Here is a 16475-nt window from a genome sequence, read left to right as displayed (position 1 = left end):
CAACATCTTCCAATCCTTGCGACCAGTGACAACATCGCTCAATCCATCCCGGATTCGTCGTTGTCCTCCCAGCAACGGCGGATGTCTGGCAAAGTGGCATTAGACGATTGCTTGCCGCAAATCCGTATTCGGCGATGTCTGTTGAAGCCTCGCTGCGATCACATGAAGTTGCTCCGGCCTCAAATGGGTATAGCGGCGTAGCATCTTCCAATCCTTGTGCCCGGTGACCATCGCGACCTGCTCGATGGAGAAGCCAGCTTCGAACAGGCGGCTTGTGCCTTCGTGACGCAGGTCGTGGAAGTGCAGATCCTCGATCTCAAGTTCATTACAGGCACGTCGGAAGGCGGTTCCGGCCGATTTCCCATTGTAGGGGAAGATGCGTCCCTTTCCCTCAGTGGAAAAACGCTGCTCTTCGAGGATCGCGCGGGCGTCGTAACCACTCACATCGAGGAGCGGGATACGCATGAGATTGCCCTTCTTGTGGCGTGGGTCCTTGCGATCTCGTATCAGCAGGGTGTTGTTGCGGTCGTTGAGGTCCTCCCACGTGGCGTTGCAGATTTCCCCGAGCCGCATGGCGGTCGCGATCGCAAAGCGGATGATCTTGTCGACGGGGATGATCTGGAAGTTGTTTCCTCTGAAGTATCGGATCAGGGCCTCTATCTCGTTAAGCGTCGGTCGCCGATCGCGCTCGTTGCCCTTGCCAACAAGACCCAAGCGGGTGAGGGCGACACGACCAAGTTCCACGGGCTCCGCTGAATAAGGCAGTCCATGCACAGCCGCGCCATGCACCAGCAATGTCCGGATGTATCCGATGTCTATTCCAACGGTGACGGGTCCGGCGCCTTCCTCGGCTCGTTGCTTGCCGAACTTTATGACCTGTTCGCGATTGAGATCCGCGATGTTGAGCCTTCCGAGCCTGGCTCGTAGCAGGTCCAGGCTGAATGCCTTCGAACGCCCGATCACCTTGCCAACTTCCGCCATATCGGCGATATGCACGTCGATCAGGTCGGAGACCGTTTTGATCCCGTCCTTGTGCTTGGGAGCAGGTTTCTGACCAAGGTCGATTTCTCGCTCAATTCTGCGCGCCCACATCTCGGCGTCCTTGCGGAGCGAGAAGCTGGTGCTGAGGTAGTGACCCTTGCAGCGAACCTGCACACGCCACTTGCCGGAAGCCAACTTGTTGATGGATGCCATGGGTGGTCTCTTTTTCGTGCACGCTGTGTGCACACGGAGGAGTACAAAATGCGAAAACTGACGGATATCGTGTCGTACAAACGGCGAACGTGTGCACGTTTTAAGGCCCTGAAAATACGAGAAAAAGCGTGATAAATCAAGCTCATAGGATTTCCGTTGCGCCTATGATGGACTGGACGGATCGGCATTGCCGCTTCTTCCATCGCAAGCTGACGGCCCGTGCGTTGCTCTACACCGAGATGGTGGTGGCCGATGCGGTCATCCAGGGCGCGCGCGATCGGCTGCTTGGCTTCGATCAGGCGGAACATCCGGTCGCCCTCCAGCTCGGCGGCTCCGATCCCGCGAAACTTGCCGAGGCGGCGCGCATTGGCGAGGCCTTCGGCTATGACGAAATCAATCTCAATGTCGGCTGTCCGTCGGACCGCGTCCAGTCGGGTACGTTCGGCGCCTGTTTGATGAAAGCGCCCGACCTTGTCGCCGACTGCGTCGCGGCCATGAAAGCGACGGTGAAGATCCCCGTCACGGTGAAATGCCGCATCGGCGTCGACGAGCAGGATCCCGAACCGGCGCTCGATGCGCTGGCGAACGGGGTTTTCGAAGCCGGCGCCGACGCGTTGTGGGTGCATGCGCGCAAGGCCTGGCTGGAGGGGTTGAGCCCGAAGGAAAACCGCGACATCCCGCCGCTCGACTACAACAGGGTCTATCGGCTGAAGGCCGGAAAACCGAACAAATTCATTGGCATCAATGGCGGTATTCAGTCGCTTGACGAAGCGCGTGGGCATCTCGACCACGTCGATGGCGCCATGCTTGGCCGCTCCGCATACCACACACCAGGTATTTTGGCTGGCGTCGATGCCGCGTTCTACGGCACCGAGCCAGCGGCATTCGATTTCGCCGCCTTGATCGATGCGATGGCGGACTATGCGGCGCGCCATATCGAACAGGGCGGGCGGCTTGGCCATGTCACCCGCCACATGGTCGGGCTGTTCCACGGATTGCCTGGCGCGCGCCGCTACCGCCAGATCCTGTCGACCGACGCGACCCGGCCCGGCGCCGGGCCGGATGTGCTGAAGACGGCTTTCGCGGCTGTGGAATTCGGCGGAGCGGCGGAAGCGGCCTGAAGCACCTCAGTCCCGGAGGATCATGCGGTCGCCGCGCACGTCGAAGCCCGACAGCGAGCCGATGAAGTTCATGCCGAGCAGGCTTTGGCTGAGCATGCCGGGTGCCGCCACCATCACCGACATGTCCTTGCGCACGATCCCGCCGATCGCCACCTCGTTGGTCTTGACGGCTGCGGCGCGCGCCATGCCGTTGGCGGTCGAAACCGGTATCGTGTAGTTGAGCACCGCCGGATTGAAGCCTGCGGCTTGTGCGTCCTGCGATGTCAGCACGGTGCTGGTCGCGCCGGTGTCGACCACGGCGCGCACCGGGTTGCCGTTGATCAGGATGCGCGCTTCGAAGTGGCCATTGTCGGCCTTGTCGAGGGTCACGGTGGCGTGGCCGTCTTCGACGCCGAGCGCCAGCGGACTGCCGGGAACGAGGCCCGCGGTCACCCGGCTGGCAACGTCCTGCAGTTCGTAGCGATACTGATAGCCGGCGATCAGCGCGAGCACGATTGCCGCCCAGGCGCCAAGATTGCGGGCCATATCGCCCCACGGGCGGCCCGACCGCAGCAGGCCGGCACCGATAAGGGCACCGAAGGCGCCAAGCCAGATCAGCCGGCCGAAATCGTCATTGTCGACGCCGAGCGTGCTGCCGGCGGAATCGTTGAGCATGAGCAGGACTGCCCCCATGCCGATCACGGCCATCAGAATCCAGAACAGCCGGCCCATCCGTGCCTCATCAAACCAAAGAGTTAGAGCAGTTCGCCGTTTCCGTGAAATGGTCAACTGCTTTAGAGTGCGTCGCGTTCGCGCGCCATGCGGGTGCGGCGCGTTTCCCGGCGCGGCCGGCGCTCGACCGTTTCCAGCCGGGCCGGCAGTTCGGCCATCACGCTGCGGCGCGTTTCCGGCGTCATCCCCATCCAGGCACCGATTTCCTCGCGCGTGCGGCCGCAGCCGAAGCAGAAGCCGGTCTTCATGTCGATCGAGCAGACCAGGATGCACGGGGATTCGATGGCCGTCATGACTTTCTCTTGAGGTTTCCGCTCGGAATCCCTCGTTCCACCTCCACATGGTGCAACGGCAAAGCCAATGCAAGCCCTCGCGATCGCGCCCTCCGCCGCCGTCTTTGCGGCAATCAAGCAAGAAGGACGATCGGGCAAGAAGGGCGACCGGGCGGAAGGACGATCGAGAGGTTGTGCCGATCACGCAAGGCAGCTATGCCGCTCACCATCTCCAGGAACGATTGCTCCCGACATGACCAGCGCACTGCCTTTCGACGATTTTCGCAACTTGCTCGCCAACCTGCCGGCAGCCGACATGACAGCCCAGGCACGCGTACGCACGCTGTTCGCCAAAGCCGACAAACCGGGGAATTCGCTTGGCCGTATAGAGGACGTCGCCGCGTGGCTTGCGGCCTGGAGCGGCCGGGCTCCGCCCGCGGTGACAAGACCGCTGATGGCGGTCTTTGCCGGCAATCATGGGGTTGTCAGGCACGGCATTTCGCCGCGTCCGGTGGCGGCGACCGCCAACGCGGTCGAGCTTTGCGCGGCCGGCGGCGCGGCGATCAACCAGATCTGCATTGCCAACGACCTCGGGCTGAAAGTGTTCGATCTTGCCCTGCACATCCCGACCGGCGACATCACCGAGGACGCCGCGCTCGACGAGCGCGGCTGCGCGGCCACCATGGCCTTCGGCATGGAAGCGATTGCCGGCGGCACCGACCTGCTTTGCCTCGGCGATCTGGGCGTCGGCAATTCGACCGTCGCCGCCACCCTGCTCGCTGCGCTGTTCGGGGGCAGGGGTGCCGACTGGGTCGGCCCGGGGTCCGGCGCCGATGCGGCGATGCAGGCCCGCAAGGCGGACGTCGTCGGTGCGGCGCTGGCCTTTCACGCCGGCCATCTCGATGACCCGTTGGAGGTGCTGCGCCGGGTCGGCGGTCGCGAGTTCGCGGCGATGGCGGGCGCCATCCTCGCCGCGCGGATGCAGAATATCCCCGTGCTGATCGATGGCTTTGCCGCGACGGCCGCCGCGGCGGTGCTGCATGCCGCGAACCCTTCGGCAATAGACCATTGTCTTCTTGCCAGCCTGTCGCCGGAGCCGGGCCACGCCCAGGCTGCCGAACGGCTCGGCCTTCGGCCGCTGCTCGAATGGGGCATAAGCCACGGCGAAGGGGCAGGGGCAGCACTTGGCGCAGGCCTGATCAAGGCGGCGGCATTGACCAGCTCGGGCATGGCGGCGGCGGTTCGGGGCTAGACGCTCCGCGCTTCGATGAAATCCGCTATCGCCGCCGTGCCGCCACCGCCGCGGTCGGCAGCGCCGGCAGTTCTTCCATCACCCGGCTCAGCGGGAAGATGGCGATCGCCTCGGTGCCTTCGCGCAGCTTGGAATGAAGTTCGAACTCGCCGCCATGCATGGCGAGCAGGCCTTGCACGATCGGCAGGCCAAGCCCCGTGCCTTGCTCGGCGCTCTTGATTGCGATCGAGCCCTGGCCGAACGCCGAGAGCACCACCGGGATCTCGTCCTCGGGGATGCCCGGGCCATTGTCCTTGATCGAAATGTACTGTCCACCGCCCGCCGTCCAGCCGACGCGCACGCGGATCTCGCCGCCGGTGGCGGTGAACTTGATGGCGTTGGACAGAAGGTTGAGCGTGATCTGGCGCAAGGCGCGCTCATCGGCGAACAGGCGCGGCAATGTCTGTTCGAAATCCTGGATCACGCGAATATCCTTGTTGCGTGCCTTCAGCTCCATCATGTGGCAGCAATCCTCGACGATGTTGAGCAACATCACCGGCTCTTCATTGAGCTGGTACCGGCCGGCTTCGATGCGCGACAGGTCGAGGATCTCGTTGATCAGGTCGAGCAGATGCTGGCCGGAATCATGCACGTCATGCGCGTAGTCGCGATAGGTCGGATTGCTCATCGGTCCCAGCACTTCGTTCGCCATCACCTCGGAAAAGCCGAGAATGGCGTTGAGAGGCGTGCGCAATTCATGGCTCATCGAAGCGAGGAAACGCGATTTTGCCAAATTGGCGTCCTCGGCCCGCCGCCGCGCCTCATCCGACATCGATTTCGCCGTCTCCAATTCGGCGATCAACGCGTCTTTCTCCGAGCGGAACGACAACATCATGAGGGATGAATCGTTGAGGTGACGGGCGACATAGGCGAAGAAAGGCAATGACAAGACCAGCAGTCCGGCCATGATCGCCTCGAGCGGCATCCACAGCTTGGCGCCGGCATAGGCATAGAGCGCCACCGGAACGGCAAAGGTCGCCAACAGTGCCCCGCGCAGGGACGAGGCCATGACCGCCGTTCCTGCCATGGCAAACAACAGCACCACCGCCTTGACCACATGGAACTGATCGACCGCGCAGGCGCCGCAGCCCAGCCAGACGAACCATGCCCAGCCGAGACCGCAAAGGAAATGGCCAACCAGGAATTCCCCGCGCGCTTGCAATGGGTTGAGCTCGGAAGCTTCCGTGCGCTCGATCCGACGCGCCATGAAGACGACGATCGTGTAGCAGGTGAGCGTGAACAGCGCCCAGAGCCCAATCTCATTGCCGACACCGGCGAGCCAGCCGGCCGCGGCGATCGCCAGGACGAGCAGCGGGATGACCACGGCGCCGCTTGTCATCGCGCGGGCGTGCAGTTTCAGGAGTTCACGGTCGAAATCGAGACTACCGGCCTGCTGGGAAAGACGGTCGCGCGTCTTGCGCACCGCGCGTGCCACATCGCTGTTGCGATGGGGTTTCCTGCGGTCCACAATGAACTTGTCCGCTGTGTTCGAGCGTTGCAAAGGCATGGAAACTTCAATTTATGCGCGCAGCGATTTCAAGGTGTTAAGCTACGTTCGAATGATTAACCAACCGTTTGCCATATGAGTCATTCCTGGTCGCCAAGACCGCGCCGGCGATACGCCGCGCCGCGCCAGAGAAGCCTGTGGCGCAAGGTGCTGGACTACGGGCTGGCTGCCATTATCCTGGGGCTGCTGATCTTGCTCGCGGCGCGCCTCGACCGGGTCGAGACGCGCAAGACGCAAGGCGCGGCCATCGTCAATGACGGCGATTCCATCACGCTTGGCACCGAACGCATCCGCATGCGCGGCATCGACGCCCCTGAATACACCCAGACCTGCCGCAGGAACGGCGCCGATTATCCCTGTGGAACGCTCGCGCGCCAGTCGCTGGTACGCCTGATCGCCGGCAGGCCCGTCACCTGCAGCGGCTGGCAGCGTGACCGCTATGGCCGGTTGCTTGGCGACTGCAAGACCGGGGGCACAGACCTCAACCGCGCCCAGGTCGAAGCCGGCTGGGCCGTTGCCTATGGCGGCTTCGAAAGCGAGGAAGCGACTGCCCGCGCGGCGAAATCTGGTATCTGGGCGGGCACGTTCGATCAGCCGCAGGACTGGCGTGACAGCCATCACGGCGAGGTCGTCGAACGAAAACACGGTAGGCTGGCGTCGATTGGCGACGCCGCTCGGGAGATTTTTCGCTTCTGGTGAAGCGTATCTGTTTGAAGGAAAAGGAGGATCGAATGAAGCTCTTCGACGGTGGCCGGGCGCCCAACCCGCGGCGGGTTCGTGTTTTCCTTGCCGAAAAGGGGATCGCGGTGCCGCTGGTGCCCATCGACATGGGTGCGCTGGAGCACAAGGGCCAGGCGGTACGTTCGCGTAACCCTTTGCAAAGGCTGCCGGTGCTGGAGCTCGATGACGGCACCGTCATCACCGAATCCGTCGCCATCTGCCGCTATTTCGAGGAGCTGCATCCGGAGCCGGACTTGTTCGGACGCGGTGCGCTCGGCAAGGCGCAGGTCGAGATGTGGCAGCGGCGGATGGAGTTCAACCTGCTCAGCAGCGTCACGCAGGCTTTTCGCCACATCCATCCGGCCATGAAGGACTGGGAAATCCCGCAGATCCCCGAATGGGGCGAGGCCAACAAGCCGAAGGCTGTCGAATTTCTCAAACTTCTCGACGGCGGGTTGGCGAACCGGGAATTCGCCGCCGGCGACGATTATTCGATTGCCGATATCACCGGCCTGATCGCCATCGACTTCATGAAACCGGCACGCATCAAGGTGCCGGAGGAATGCACCAATGTGTTGCGTTGGCATCAGGCGATCTCCAGCCGGCCGAGTGCGGCTGCTTGAGCGAGGAACTCGACAGCTTCGCGGCGGCAGTCCGCGCCTGCCGCATCTGCGTCGAAAATCCCATCGGTAAACCGCTGCCGCATGAGCCGCGGCCGGTGCTGCGGCCATCGTCCAGCGCCCGCATCCTCATTGCCAGCCAGGCGCCGGGAACCAAGGTGCACCTGTCAGGCATGCCGTTCACCGATGCTTCGGGCGACCGCCTGCGCAACTGGCTCGGCGTGACCAGCGACGAATTCTACGACACGGAGAAATTCGCCATCGTGCCGATGGGCTTCTGCTTTCCCGGACAGGACGCCAAGGGCGGCGACCTGCCGCCGAGGCGCGAATGCGCGCCCGCCTGGCGCGCGCCCTTGATGGCCCTGATGCCGCGGATAGACCTGGTGCTGACGATCGGCATCTATGCGCAGTCCTGGCACATGGGCGCCGCGCGCCGCCCCTCGCTGACGGAAACGGTGAGGGACTGGCGCGCCATCTGGGAGAATTCCGTTGGTGCCAAAGTCTTGCCGCTGCCGCATCCGTCTTGGCGCAACACCGGCTGGTTGAAGCAGAATCCGTGGTTTGAAATGGATTTGCTGCCTTTCCTGCGGTCGGAAATCCGCTATCGCCTCGGTTAGGCATTCAGCAAGAAATCACTCGCTTTTACGCCGTTCGGCAGAATTTCTTTCTTGTGAACGGCCGAAATAAGAGGGAGTATAGCCAATCCATTCCCCAGGAGCGCTTCAATGGACCGCCTCGACAGAAAAATTCTCCGCCTCCTGCAGGAGGACGCGACGCTCGCGGTCGCCGATGTCGCCAAGAAAGTCGGCCTGTCGACCACACCTTGCTGGCGCCGGATCCAGAAGCTCGAGGAGGAAGGCGTCATCAAGCGGCGCGTCGCCATCCTCGATCATGAGAAGGTCAATGTGCGGGTCACCGTCTTCGTGTCGATCCGGACCAATTCGCACAGCCATGAATGGCTGCGGCGGTTTTCCGAGGTGATCCAGGAATTTCCCGAGGTGGTCGAGTTCTACCGCATGAGCGGTGACGTCGATTATCTCTTGCGCGTCGTGGTGCCCGATATTGCCGCCTATGACGCCTTCTACAAACGGCTGATCGCCAAGATCGAGATCCGTGACGTGTCGTCGTCCTTCGCCATGGAGCAGATCAAGTACACCACCGAAATCCCGCTCGACTACATGGTGCTGGACAAGGAATCGGGTGCCAACGCGGCCTAAAGCGCGTGGCGCTGAACGGATTCATGCGACGCGCTTTAGGTCTTTGTTTTCATGCATGTCGTTCTCCCAAAACCGAGGTCACTTTTGTGCGACATGCATTAAGACGAGGCGGCTCGCTCAGTTCTTCTTTTTGTTGAGGAAACTCCAGGGCGAATTCACCGGCAAGGTGATCGTGTCCGGTACGGTGTCGACGCCGACCACCTCCGCCTTGCGCACGCTATATCCGGACTGAATGACGCTGACGCCGTCGAGAATGAACAGCTGGCTCTTCTCCATGTCCGGCCTCAGGGCGCCGGTGACGGCCACTGGCTGGTAGGCTTGCGACATCCTGTATGGATGGGCTGGCGTGACCAGCACGATCTGGTTGGGCGGTGGCGTCGGCATGTGGCTGCACGCACCCGTCCATGGCACAAGCAGAAACTGATAGACGAGGTCGCCGTCGCGATCGACCGGCAATGCATAGCCGGCCAATTCTATGGTCCTGTCCCTCAGATCGAGCGACAGCGTCTCGCCGTGATCGGGCAGCTTTGCCGCGATCATCGGCAACCCTGCGTCTTCGGCAACCGCCTGGGTCGCCGGGCGGAGATCCTTCCAGAAGATATGTGCGGTTTCGGCCGAGGCGGAAGTGATTGCGGATGCAAACGGTGCGGCCGCGAGCGCTACGATCGACTTGAGAAGATTGCTCATCGGCCGCTTCCTTTGCGGACGAGTAAAGACGCCGACGCCGACGACGTCAACGCTCCAACCGCATCACATGTCGGCGAGAACCGGCCATGCCGATCTCGTGGAAGCCGCGAACCGCAAACATATCGCGAAAGCCCATAAAACGATAACTCGGCGACGCATCCTCCACCGGATAGGCCTCGATGATGCGCGCCCCCTTGGCGAAGGCATGGTCAATGGCTGCGTCGAGCAATGCGGAGGCAAGGCCGCCGCCGCGCAGCGCCCTTGGCACATAAAAGCAGACGATCGACCACACGCCGGTCTCGCTGTCGTCCTGCCGATTTGAAAGCTTGCGGTAGGTTTCGCGGGGCGCAACCGAACACCAGCCGACCGCCTTGCCGCCTATCTCGGCGAGGATGCCGACTGGTGTGCCGGTATCGATGAGCGCCGTCATCAAGCGTTTCTTCTCGTCGCTCTGGATGTGCTCGCGGCCGGAGCGCCGCCAAGCCATGCACCAGCAGTATTTCGGCGCGCCAAGCTGTTCGAACAAGGTCTCGAAGCTGCTGCGCGTTGCCCGCGTCACGTCGGTGAAACGGATATTGGCGACGTCAAACTTTTCTGGCGGCGAGGCGTTCGAGTGTCTTGGCATCGGATAGTTCCTTCGCGGCGTCCTTGCCGATCCAGCGCGCGGTCTTGTCCGTGGCGGTCGCAAGTTTCCGCGCCAGGACAAGGGCAGGGGCATGCAAGTCCGTCGAGCGCTTGCCGATCTGCCGCAACGCCCAGTTGACCGCCTTCCTGACGAAGTTGCGCTCATCGCCGGCATGGGCTTCGATCAAGGGTAGGTAGGACAGGAACGTCGCGTCCGGCTCCTTTTTCAGATGCACAGCCGCCCATGCGAGCATGGCGAAGGCCGTGCGGCGGACGAATTCACGCTCGTCGGCGGCGAACTCCTCGATCAAGTCGCGCCAGAACGGCGTATCGACGAACAGGTCGGAGACAGTGTCGACGATCTCCCAGGAATTGAAGTCGCCGGCCCAGCGGCGGCAATCTTCGATGGTGATCCTCTTCGGCTCGCCGGTGAACGCCGCCATCAGCCGCGCTTCGCGAATGCCGCTGTTCCACAGCGCCAGGGAGCGCTCGTGGTTGCGCTTCACCTTGCGCGCCAGGGGCCGCAAATCCGTGTTGCCGACGCCGAGCGCGGTCGCGGTGTTGATGCCGAACCGCGCCATGCCGGCGCGGTTCTCCTCGGTGCCGATCGAGCGCAGATGCGTGACGATGTCCTGCGCGGTCCAACCTGGAACGGGCAGGGACATCGTCGCCTACTTCTCCAGCCGCGCCAGCAGCGAGGACGTGTCCCAACGCTTGCCGCCCATCGCCTGCACGTCCTTGTAGAACTGGTCGACGAGCGCGGTCACCGGCAGGCTGGCGCCGTTGCGGTCGGCCTCCGCCAAGCAAATGCCGAGATCCTTGCGCATCCAGTCGACGGCGAAACCGAAATCATATTTTCCGGCGCTCATCGTCTTGTGCCGGTTCTCCATCTGCCAGGAGCCGGCCGCGCCCTTGGAAATGACCTCGATCACCTTCTCGATGTCGAGCCCGGCCTTCTTGCCGAAATGGATGCCTTCGGCCAAACCCTGCACGAGACCGGCAATGGTGATCTGGTTGATCATCTTGGTGAGCTGGCCGGCGCCCACCGGCCCCATCAGTCCAACCATGCGGGCATAGGTGTCGATGATCGGCCTTGCGCTGTCGAAAGCAGCCTGATCACCACCGACCATGACCGTCAGCACGCCGTTCTCGGCGCCGGCCTGGCCACCGGAGACCGGCGCGTCGAGGAAGGAAAACCCGCTCGACCGCGCGGCTTCCGCCAGTTCGCGCGCGACTTCCGCCGAGGCCGTGGTGTTGTCGATGAAGACCGAACCTTTCTTCATCGCCTTGAACGCGCCTTCGGGACCTGTCGTCACCGAGCGCAGATCGTCGTCATTGCCGACGCAGGAAAAGACGAAATCCTTGCCCTCGGCGGCCTGCGCCGGCGTGGTGGCAAGGCTGCCGCCATGTTGAGAGACCCACTGTTCGGCTTTCGCGCGGGTGCGGTTGTAGACGGTGACGTCGTGGCCGCCCTTGTTCTTCAGGTGCCCGGCCATGGGATAGCCCATGACGCCAAGACCGAGAAATGCCACAGATGCCATGAGCTTGCCCTTCAGACTGAAAATGGAATTGTTGCGAAAGCTCTAGGCTCTGCGCTCAATTCGTCAAGACGCGCATGGTCCGATCGACTGGTACAGCCGAATCGAAAATGATCAACGTTTCAGGTGGATGGTGATCCGCCGCTCGATCCATTCGATGCCATGGCGCAACAACTCGACCATCACAAGGTACACCAGGGCAACCCAGATATAGGCCTGGATGTCGAAGGAGTTGGCGAAGGCGAGTTTTGCATTGCCCATCAGGTCGTAGACGGTGATGATGGCGACGATCGCCGACGCCTTGACCATCAGGATCAATTCATTGCCGTAAGGCCGCAAGGCGACGATCAGCGCTTGCGGCAGGACGATCTTGCGCAGCGTCTGCAATTTGTGCAGGCCAAGCGAAGCAGCTCCTTCCCACTGGCCCCTCGGCACGCTCTCGATGGCGCCGCGCAGGATTTCCGCCTGGTAGGCGGCAGTGTTGAGCGAGAAGGCAAAGACGCCACAGTTGAAGGCATCCTTGAAAAAATCCCAAAGCCCGATCATCTGGAGCTCCGGCCGGAACGAACCCAGCCCGTAATAGACCAGGAACGTCTGAACCAGCAGCGGCGTGCCCCGGAAAAAGTAGACGTAGCAATAGGCAAGGCCGGACAGGATCCGGTTCCTGGACATACGCCCATAGGCAACAGGCACCGACAGAACGGCGCCAAGCACCATCGAAATGGCCACCAGCGACAGGGTGACGCCCAGCCCCCGCATATAGGCGGGCGCATATTTGGCGAAGAAGGCGGCGTTCCAGGCAAAGAAGAGATAGCTGACGATGCCGAGGCCGAAGGCTATCCACAGGCCAACCAGCGCATAGCCGACGATACGCTTGCGTGGCCAGCCGCGCAGCTGTGGCGGCGGCCGTTCAACCATGGTGGCGGTGGCACTCATCGTTGCGCCTCCCGTTTGCCGAGCGAGCGCAAGATGGCGCTGGTGGCGAAGGACGACACGATGGCCAGACCGAGAAAGACCAAGGCCGCCACGCCATAAAACAGGAACGAATGTTTCGTCACGCGAGCGGCCACACCGGCGTTGCGCAACGTCTCCGCCAGACCGACGACCGACACCAGCGAGGTGTCCTTCAACAGGCTGAGCCAGCAATTCTCGAGACCGGGGAAGGCGATGCGCAGCAGCTGCGGCAAGATCACCTTGCGCATTGTCTGCCCGTACGAAAGTCCGATGGCGTAGCCACCCTCATATTGCCCCTTCGGGATGGCACGAAAGGCCGAAAGGAAAACCTCGCTGGCGTAGGATGAGAAGATCAGCGAGAGCACGATCATACCGGCGACGAAGCTGTTGACGTCGATCGTTGCTTCAGGCCGGAAATAGCGGATGAGGTGCTGCAGCAGGATCGGCACGCCGAAGAAGAACAGGAAGAGCGTCACCAGTTCCGGCAGGCCACGGAAGACCGTGGTGTAGATATTGGCGGCGAGGCGCAGCGAGGGCTCTTCGGATTGCTTGCCCAGCGCAATGAAAAAGCCAATCGTCAAACCAATGGGCAGCGTCGCCAGCGCAAGCAGAACCGTTACTACGATGCCATACGCAATATCGTCACTCCAGCCATCAGGTCCCCAACTGAGAAGTGTCCATATGCTCTGGGCTGGCATCGACGGATCTTATCCCCACGGCGTTCCCAAGATGAATAGAAAGACGGCGGGGAGTTCCCCGCCGTCTTGAACCAGTCTATCAGGACTCGGCGCCGTAGACGTCGAACTTGAAGTACTTGTCGTTGATTTCCTTGTATTTTCCATTGGCGCGGATGGCGTCGATGGCTTCATTGAGCTTGTTGACCAGGTCGGTCTCGCCCTTGCGCACCGCAATGCCTGCGCCCGGTCCGAAGATATCGACGGGTTGCGGCGACGGCTGGCCGAGGATCTTGCAGCAGGCGCCATCAGGCGAATCCAGCCATTGCTGCAGCACGACAATATCGTCCTCGATGGCGTCGAGACGACCATTGGCAAGATCCGCCTGCTCCTCGGGGCTGCTCGGATAGCCCTTCACGGTGCTGTCGGTGTAGGTCTTCGAGGCATAGTTGAAATGGGTGGTCGTGGTGGCGACACCGATGGTCTTGCCGGCGAGATCTTCCTTGGTCACACCCTTCAGCGTCGAGTCCTTCGGCACGGCGAGCGCCGAGGGTGTGTTGTAGTATTTGTGCGAGAAGTCGACCTTCTCCTTCCGCTCCGGCGTGATCGACATCGAAGCGACGATGGCGTCGAACTTGCCAGCCTGGAGCGCCGGGATGATGCCGTCCCAATCCTGGGCGACGAAGGTGCACTTGACCTTCATCTGGTCGCAAAGCGCCTGGGCGATGTCGATGTCGAAGCCGACGAGCTTGCCGTCAGAGGTCAGGTTGTTGAACGGGGGGTAGGCGCCCTCGGTGCCGATCCTCAGGGTTTTCTCCTGGGCCTGGGCTACGCCGAGCGTCAGCAGCGCGGCCGAAGCGGCGAGCGCGATACGCAGTGCAATACGCATGATAGTCCTCTCTTTATGGTCCCGGCCGTCGTTCCGAAACGGCTCTGTGGGGCGGTGCTTTTGACCGCCCGCTGAGGGCGATACTCCCACTCTTTCCAAGAAAAAAGCAACTGCAAAACCACCAAGATCGGCAATCGCGTTCTGCCGTTACGTTAGTTCTCAGGCAACGAGGCCGGTCGTGCGCTCGATGAAGTCGGCTATCGATTTTACGTCGTCGAGGGCGAATACCGGCAGGTTCTTGTCCGCGATGGCGAAATCCGCGGCGACAGCGACAATATTGGGATCACTTGCCGAAAGCGGCGTCCGGTCCTTTGCTTCCAGCCGCCTGGTTTCGATCTTGCGGTGGGATTCGCGCTTGTAGCCTTCGACCAGCACGATGTCGCACGGGGCGAGCCGCGAGAGGATACCATCCAGCGGCGGCTCATCCTCGCCACGCAACTCGTGCATCAGCGCCCAGCGGTTGCCGGACACGATCGCAACCTCGGTGGCGCCGGCCTGCCGATGGCGGAAGCTGTCGGCGCCCGGCTTGTCGATGTCGAAATCATGATGGGCATGTTTGACCGTCGAGACCTTCCAGCCGCGCCGCACGAACTCGGCGACCAGCTTTTCGGTCAGTGTGGTCTTGCCGGAGTTTTTCCAGCCGGTGATGCCGAAGACGCGTCTGTTCATGGCGTCATGCTCTGCATCAGGCGCGCGGCCTGGGCAAGATCGTCGGGCACGTTGATGTTGAAGAAAGGGTCGAGCCCGGCGGATTGCAGGACCGGGAATTCCACCTCGACATGACCATGGCGCTCGATGAAGGCTGAAACCCGCCGGTTGTCCTCCTCGATCAGGAAGTGCCGCAGCGCGTCACGGCATTCGACCGGCCACAGCGCGAAGGTCGGATGCCGCCGGCCAGCCGAAGAGGCGACGGCAATTGACCCTGGATGCTCGCCTGCCGCCGCCGCCAGGCGGTCGACGAGGTCAAGCGGCAGGAAAGGCGTATCGCCGGCCGCGGTGACGATCGCCTCGCAAAGCCTGCCGGCAACGGCCCATTCGAGACCGGTCAGGATGCCGGCCAACGGACCGGCAAAGCCCGGGACCGTGTCGGCAAGCACGGGCAAACCGAAACGGGAAAAGCGTTCCGGATCGCCATTGGCGCTCAGCGCCAGGGTCTCGATCTGCGGGCCGAAGCGCGACAGCACCTGGTCTAGCACGCAGCCGCCGCCAAGCGGCAACAGGCTCTTGTCGCCGCCGCCCATTCGTCTCGATTGGCCACCGGCCAGGATGATCCCGGCTACGTCTCGCTTCATGACACTCAGCCTGTAGGCCTGCCGCCGAAAATCGCAAGCAACTTCCTGGATCCCGTCTTTCCAGATCCCATCCGGCTAGATCCCATCTAGATACCATCTGGCGCCATGGCCGGCCCGGTGCTTTCGGCGACGATCCTTCGCCGGCCGACCACCCGTTCGCGATAAAGCGTATAGAGACCAGAGCCGACGACTATTGTTGCGCCGACGATCATCGGCGCGTCCGGAAAATCGCCGAAGACGATCAAGCCGAGCAGTATGGACCAAAGGAGTGCGGTGTAGCGGAATGGCGCGACGAAGGAGATTTCGCCCGAGCGCATCGCCATGATGATGAACTGATAGCCGACGAGCACCAGCACCGCCGCCAGCGCCAGCAGCGCCGTGCTTTTGCCGCTCATCGGCGTCCAGCCGCCCATCGGCGCCAGCAACGCCGCGCCGACGACGGTCATCGCAAGGGCGGTGGCGGTCGAGACGAGCATGGTCGGGATGGCCTGAGGGATGCGCCTGGTGGCGAGATCGCGCACGGTGCAGCAGGCAACGCTGGCCAGCGCCCAAAGGGAATACAGGCTGAAACCGTCAAAGCCCGGCCGCACGATGATCATAACGCCGGCGAAACCGGCGGCGATCGCCAGCCAGCGACGCCAGCCGACCGCTTCGCCGAAAAACAGCGCCGCACCCATCGTCACCGCCAGCGGCAGCGCCTGCAGAACGGCCGAGACACTGCCGATCGGCAGATGGGCCAGCGCCACGAGGAATGACACCGTGGCGCCGGCTTCGGCCAGGACGCGGATTGCCACCAAAGGCTGCAGCATCAGGCGCGGCTGGAAAAGCGCGCCACGCTGCCAGGCCAGCAGGCCGACGAAGAGCGAGGCAAACGCTCCCCTGATCAGCATGACCTGCGCCATGTTCATCGATTGCGACGAGTATTTGGTGATGGCGTCGTTGAGCGTGAAGCCAACCATCGCCACCATCATGAACAACGCGCCGCGAAGATTTGGAGAAAGAGGCAAGACATCTACCGGTTGCTTTGGCAAGCAAGCCTGTAATAGCCCGCCGCGAAACAGCAACGGCAAAGGGCTGTACCAGGGCCCGGTCACCCATCGTCCTGGTGGGAAATCATGTCCGGATTCGTCGCGTATCTGCCGGAAAGCGAATTCGCATCCCGAC

20 protein-coding genes are annotated in these 16475 nt (G+C 62.5%); 6 read left to right on the top strand and 14 right to left on the bottom strand.

Annotation, left to right across the window (positions count from 1 at the left end):
- Window positions 1–99 precede the first annotated feature (99 nt).
- Window positions 100–1194, bottom strand: a complete 1095-nt coding sequence (locus LB577_RS04290; protein WP_224685683.1) for a site-specific integrase — start codon at window positions 1192–1194, stop codon at window positions 100–102.
- A gap of 128 nt (window positions 1195–1322) precedes the next feature.
- On the opposite strand from LB577_RS04290, the gene dusA reads away from it, so the two are divergent.
- Complete coding sequence (gene dusA, locus LB577_RS04285; protein ID WP_224685682.1) at window positions 1323–2315, top strand: tRNA dihydrouridine(20/20a) synthase DusA; 993 nt, start codon at window positions 1323–1325, stop codon at window positions 2313–2315.
- A gap of 6 nt (window positions 2316–2321) precedes the next feature.
- Here the strand turns inward: dusA and LB577_RS04280 are convergent, their stop codons facing one another.
- Both LB577_RS04280 and LB577_RS04275 read right to left on the bottom strand, forming a co-directional pair.
- Window positions 2322–3026: a TIGR02281 family clan AA aspartic protease gene (locus LB577_RS04280; RefSeq protein WP_224685681.1), complete on the bottom strand. Its 705-nt coding sequence runs from the start codon at window positions 3024–3026 to the stop codon at window positions 2322–2324.
- A 62-nt stretch (window positions 3027–3088) separates the two neighbouring features.
- Complete coding sequence (locus LB577_RS04275; protein WP_013895544.1) at window positions 3089–3319, bottom strand: DUF1289 domain-containing protein; 231 nt, start codon at window positions 3317–3319, stop codon at window positions 3089–3091.
- 232 nt (window positions 3320–3551) lie between these two features.
- Between LB577_RS04275 and LB577_RS04270 the strand changes: the two genes are divergently transcribed.
- A complete protein-coding gene (locus LB577_RS04270; protein ID WP_224685680.1) occupies window positions 3552–4550 on the top strand; it encodes a nicotinate-nucleotide--dimethylbenzimidazole phosphoribosyltransferase in 999 nt (332 codons plus the stop codon).
- A 25-nt stretch (window positions 4551–4575) separates the two neighbouring features.
- On the opposite strand, the gene LB577_RS04265 is transcribed toward LB577_RS04270, so the two are convergent.
- Window positions 4576–6096, bottom strand: coding sequence for a sensor histidine kinase (locus tag LB577_RS04265; RefSeq protein ID WP_023777336.1), 1521 nt, complete (start codon window positions 6094–6096; stop codon window positions 4576–4578).
- A 75-nt stretch (window positions 6097–6171) separates the two neighbouring features.
- Between LB577_RS04265 and LB577_RS04260 the strand changes: the two genes are divergently transcribed.
- From LB577_RS04260 to LB577_RS04245, 4 genes are all read left to right on the top strand, one after another.
- Complete coding sequence (locus LB577_RS04260; RefSeq protein ID WP_224685679.1) at window positions 6172–6795, top strand: thermonuclease family protein; 624 nt, start codon at window positions 6172–6174, stop codon at window positions 6793–6795.
- A gap of 32 nt (window positions 6796–6827) precedes the next feature.
- Window positions 6828–7439, top strand: coding sequence for a glutathione S-transferase (locus LB577_RS04255; RefSeq protein ID WP_224685678.1), 612 nt, complete (start codon window positions 6828–6830; stop codon window positions 7437–7439).
- A complete protein-coding gene (locus LB577_RS04250; RefSeq protein ID WP_224685677.1) occupies window positions 7379–8053 on the top strand; it encodes a uracil-DNA glycosylase family protein in 675 nt (224 codons plus the stop codon). Before LB577_RS04255 ends, LB577_RS04250 begins: the two co-directional genes overlap by 61 nt.
- Before the next feature lie 108 nt (window positions 8054–8161).
- On the top strand, window positions 8162–8653 hold the full coding sequence (locus LB577_RS04245) for an Lrp/AsnC family transcriptional regulator (protein ID WP_006205209.1): 492 nt from the start codon (window positions 8162–8164) through the stop codon (window positions 8651–8653).
- 117 nt (window positions 8654–8770) lie between these two features.
- Here the strand turns inward: LB577_RS04245 and LB577_RS04240 are convergent, their stop codons facing one another.
- From LB577_RS04240 to LB577_RS04195, 10 genes are all read right to left on the bottom strand, one after another.
- Window positions 8771–9340, bottom strand: coding sequence for a DUF3299 domain-containing protein (locus LB577_RS04240; RefSeq protein WP_224685676.1), 570 nt, complete (start codon window positions 9338–9340; stop codon window positions 8771–8773).
- 46 nt (window positions 9341–9386) lie between these two features.
- On the bottom strand, window positions 9387–9965 hold the full coding sequence (locus LB577_RS04235; protein ID WP_224685675.1) for a GNAT family N-acetyltransferase: 579 nt from the start codon (window positions 9963–9965) through the stop codon (window positions 9387–9389).
- Window positions 9925–10629, bottom strand: coding sequence for a DNA alkylation repair protein (locus tag LB577_RS04230; protein WP_224685674.1), 705 nt, complete (start codon window positions 10627–10629; stop codon window positions 9925–9927). Before LB577_RS04230 ends, LB577_RS04235 begins: the two co-directional genes overlap by 41 nt.
- A gap of 6 nt (window positions 10630–10635) precedes the next feature.
- A complete protein-coding gene (locus LB577_RS04225; protein WP_224685673.1) occupies window positions 10636–11505 on the bottom strand; it encodes an NAD(P)-dependent oxidoreductase in 870 nt (289 codons plus the stop codon).
- Window positions 11506–11616: 111 nt separating this feature from the next.
- Window positions 11617–12438: an ABC transporter permease gene (locus LB577_RS04220; protein ID WP_224685672.1), complete on the bottom strand. Its 822-nt coding sequence runs from the start codon at window positions 12436–12438 to the stop codon at window positions 11617–11619.
- Window positions 12435–13154, bottom strand: a complete 720-nt coding sequence (locus LB577_RS04215; RefSeq protein ID WP_023767677.1) for an ABC transporter permease — start codon at window positions 13152–13154, stop codon at window positions 12435–12437. Before LB577_RS04215 ends, LB577_RS04220 begins: the two co-directional genes overlap by 4 nt.
- A gap of 79 nt (window positions 13155–13233) precedes the next feature.
- Window positions 13234–14019: an ABC transporter substrate-binding protein gene (locus LB577_RS04210; RefSeq protein WP_013895557.1), complete on the bottom strand. Its 786-nt coding sequence runs from the start codon at window positions 14017–14019 to the stop codon at window positions 13234–13236.
- Window positions 14020–14178: 159 nt separating this feature from the next.
- Entirely contained in the window at window positions 14179–14688 is a 510-nt protein-coding gene (gene mobB, locus LB577_RS04205; protein ID WP_224685671.1) for a molybdopterin-guanine dinucleotide biosynthesis protein B, read from the bottom strand.
- Window positions 14685–15311, bottom strand: coding sequence for a molybdenum cofactor guanylyltransferase MobA (mobA, locus tag LB577_RS04200; RefSeq protein ID WP_224685670.1), 627 nt, complete (start codon window positions 15309–15311; stop codon window positions 14685–14687). The genes mobB and mobA overlap by 4 nt, the downstream gene beginning before the upstream one ends.
- An 86-nt stretch (window positions 15312–15397) precedes the next feature.
- Window positions 15398–16318 carry a DMT family transporter gene (locus LB577_RS04195; RefSeq protein WP_023767680.1) on the bottom strand — a complete coding sequence of 307 codons (921 nt, stop codon included), beginning with the start codon at window positions 16316–16318 and terminating at the stop codon, window positions 15398–15400.
- Window positions 16319–16475: the final 157 nt, after the last annotated feature.

The sequence above is a fragment of the Mesorhizobium sp. B283B1A genome (assembly GCF_020165735.1).
GTDB classification, from domain to species: Bacteria; Pseudomonadota; Alphaproteobacteria; order Rhizobiales; family Rhizobiaceae; genus Mesorhizobium; species Mesorhizobium opportunistum.
Note: the sequence above shows the minus strand (reverse complement) of the source record. Positions and strands in the feature narration are given on the sequence as shown.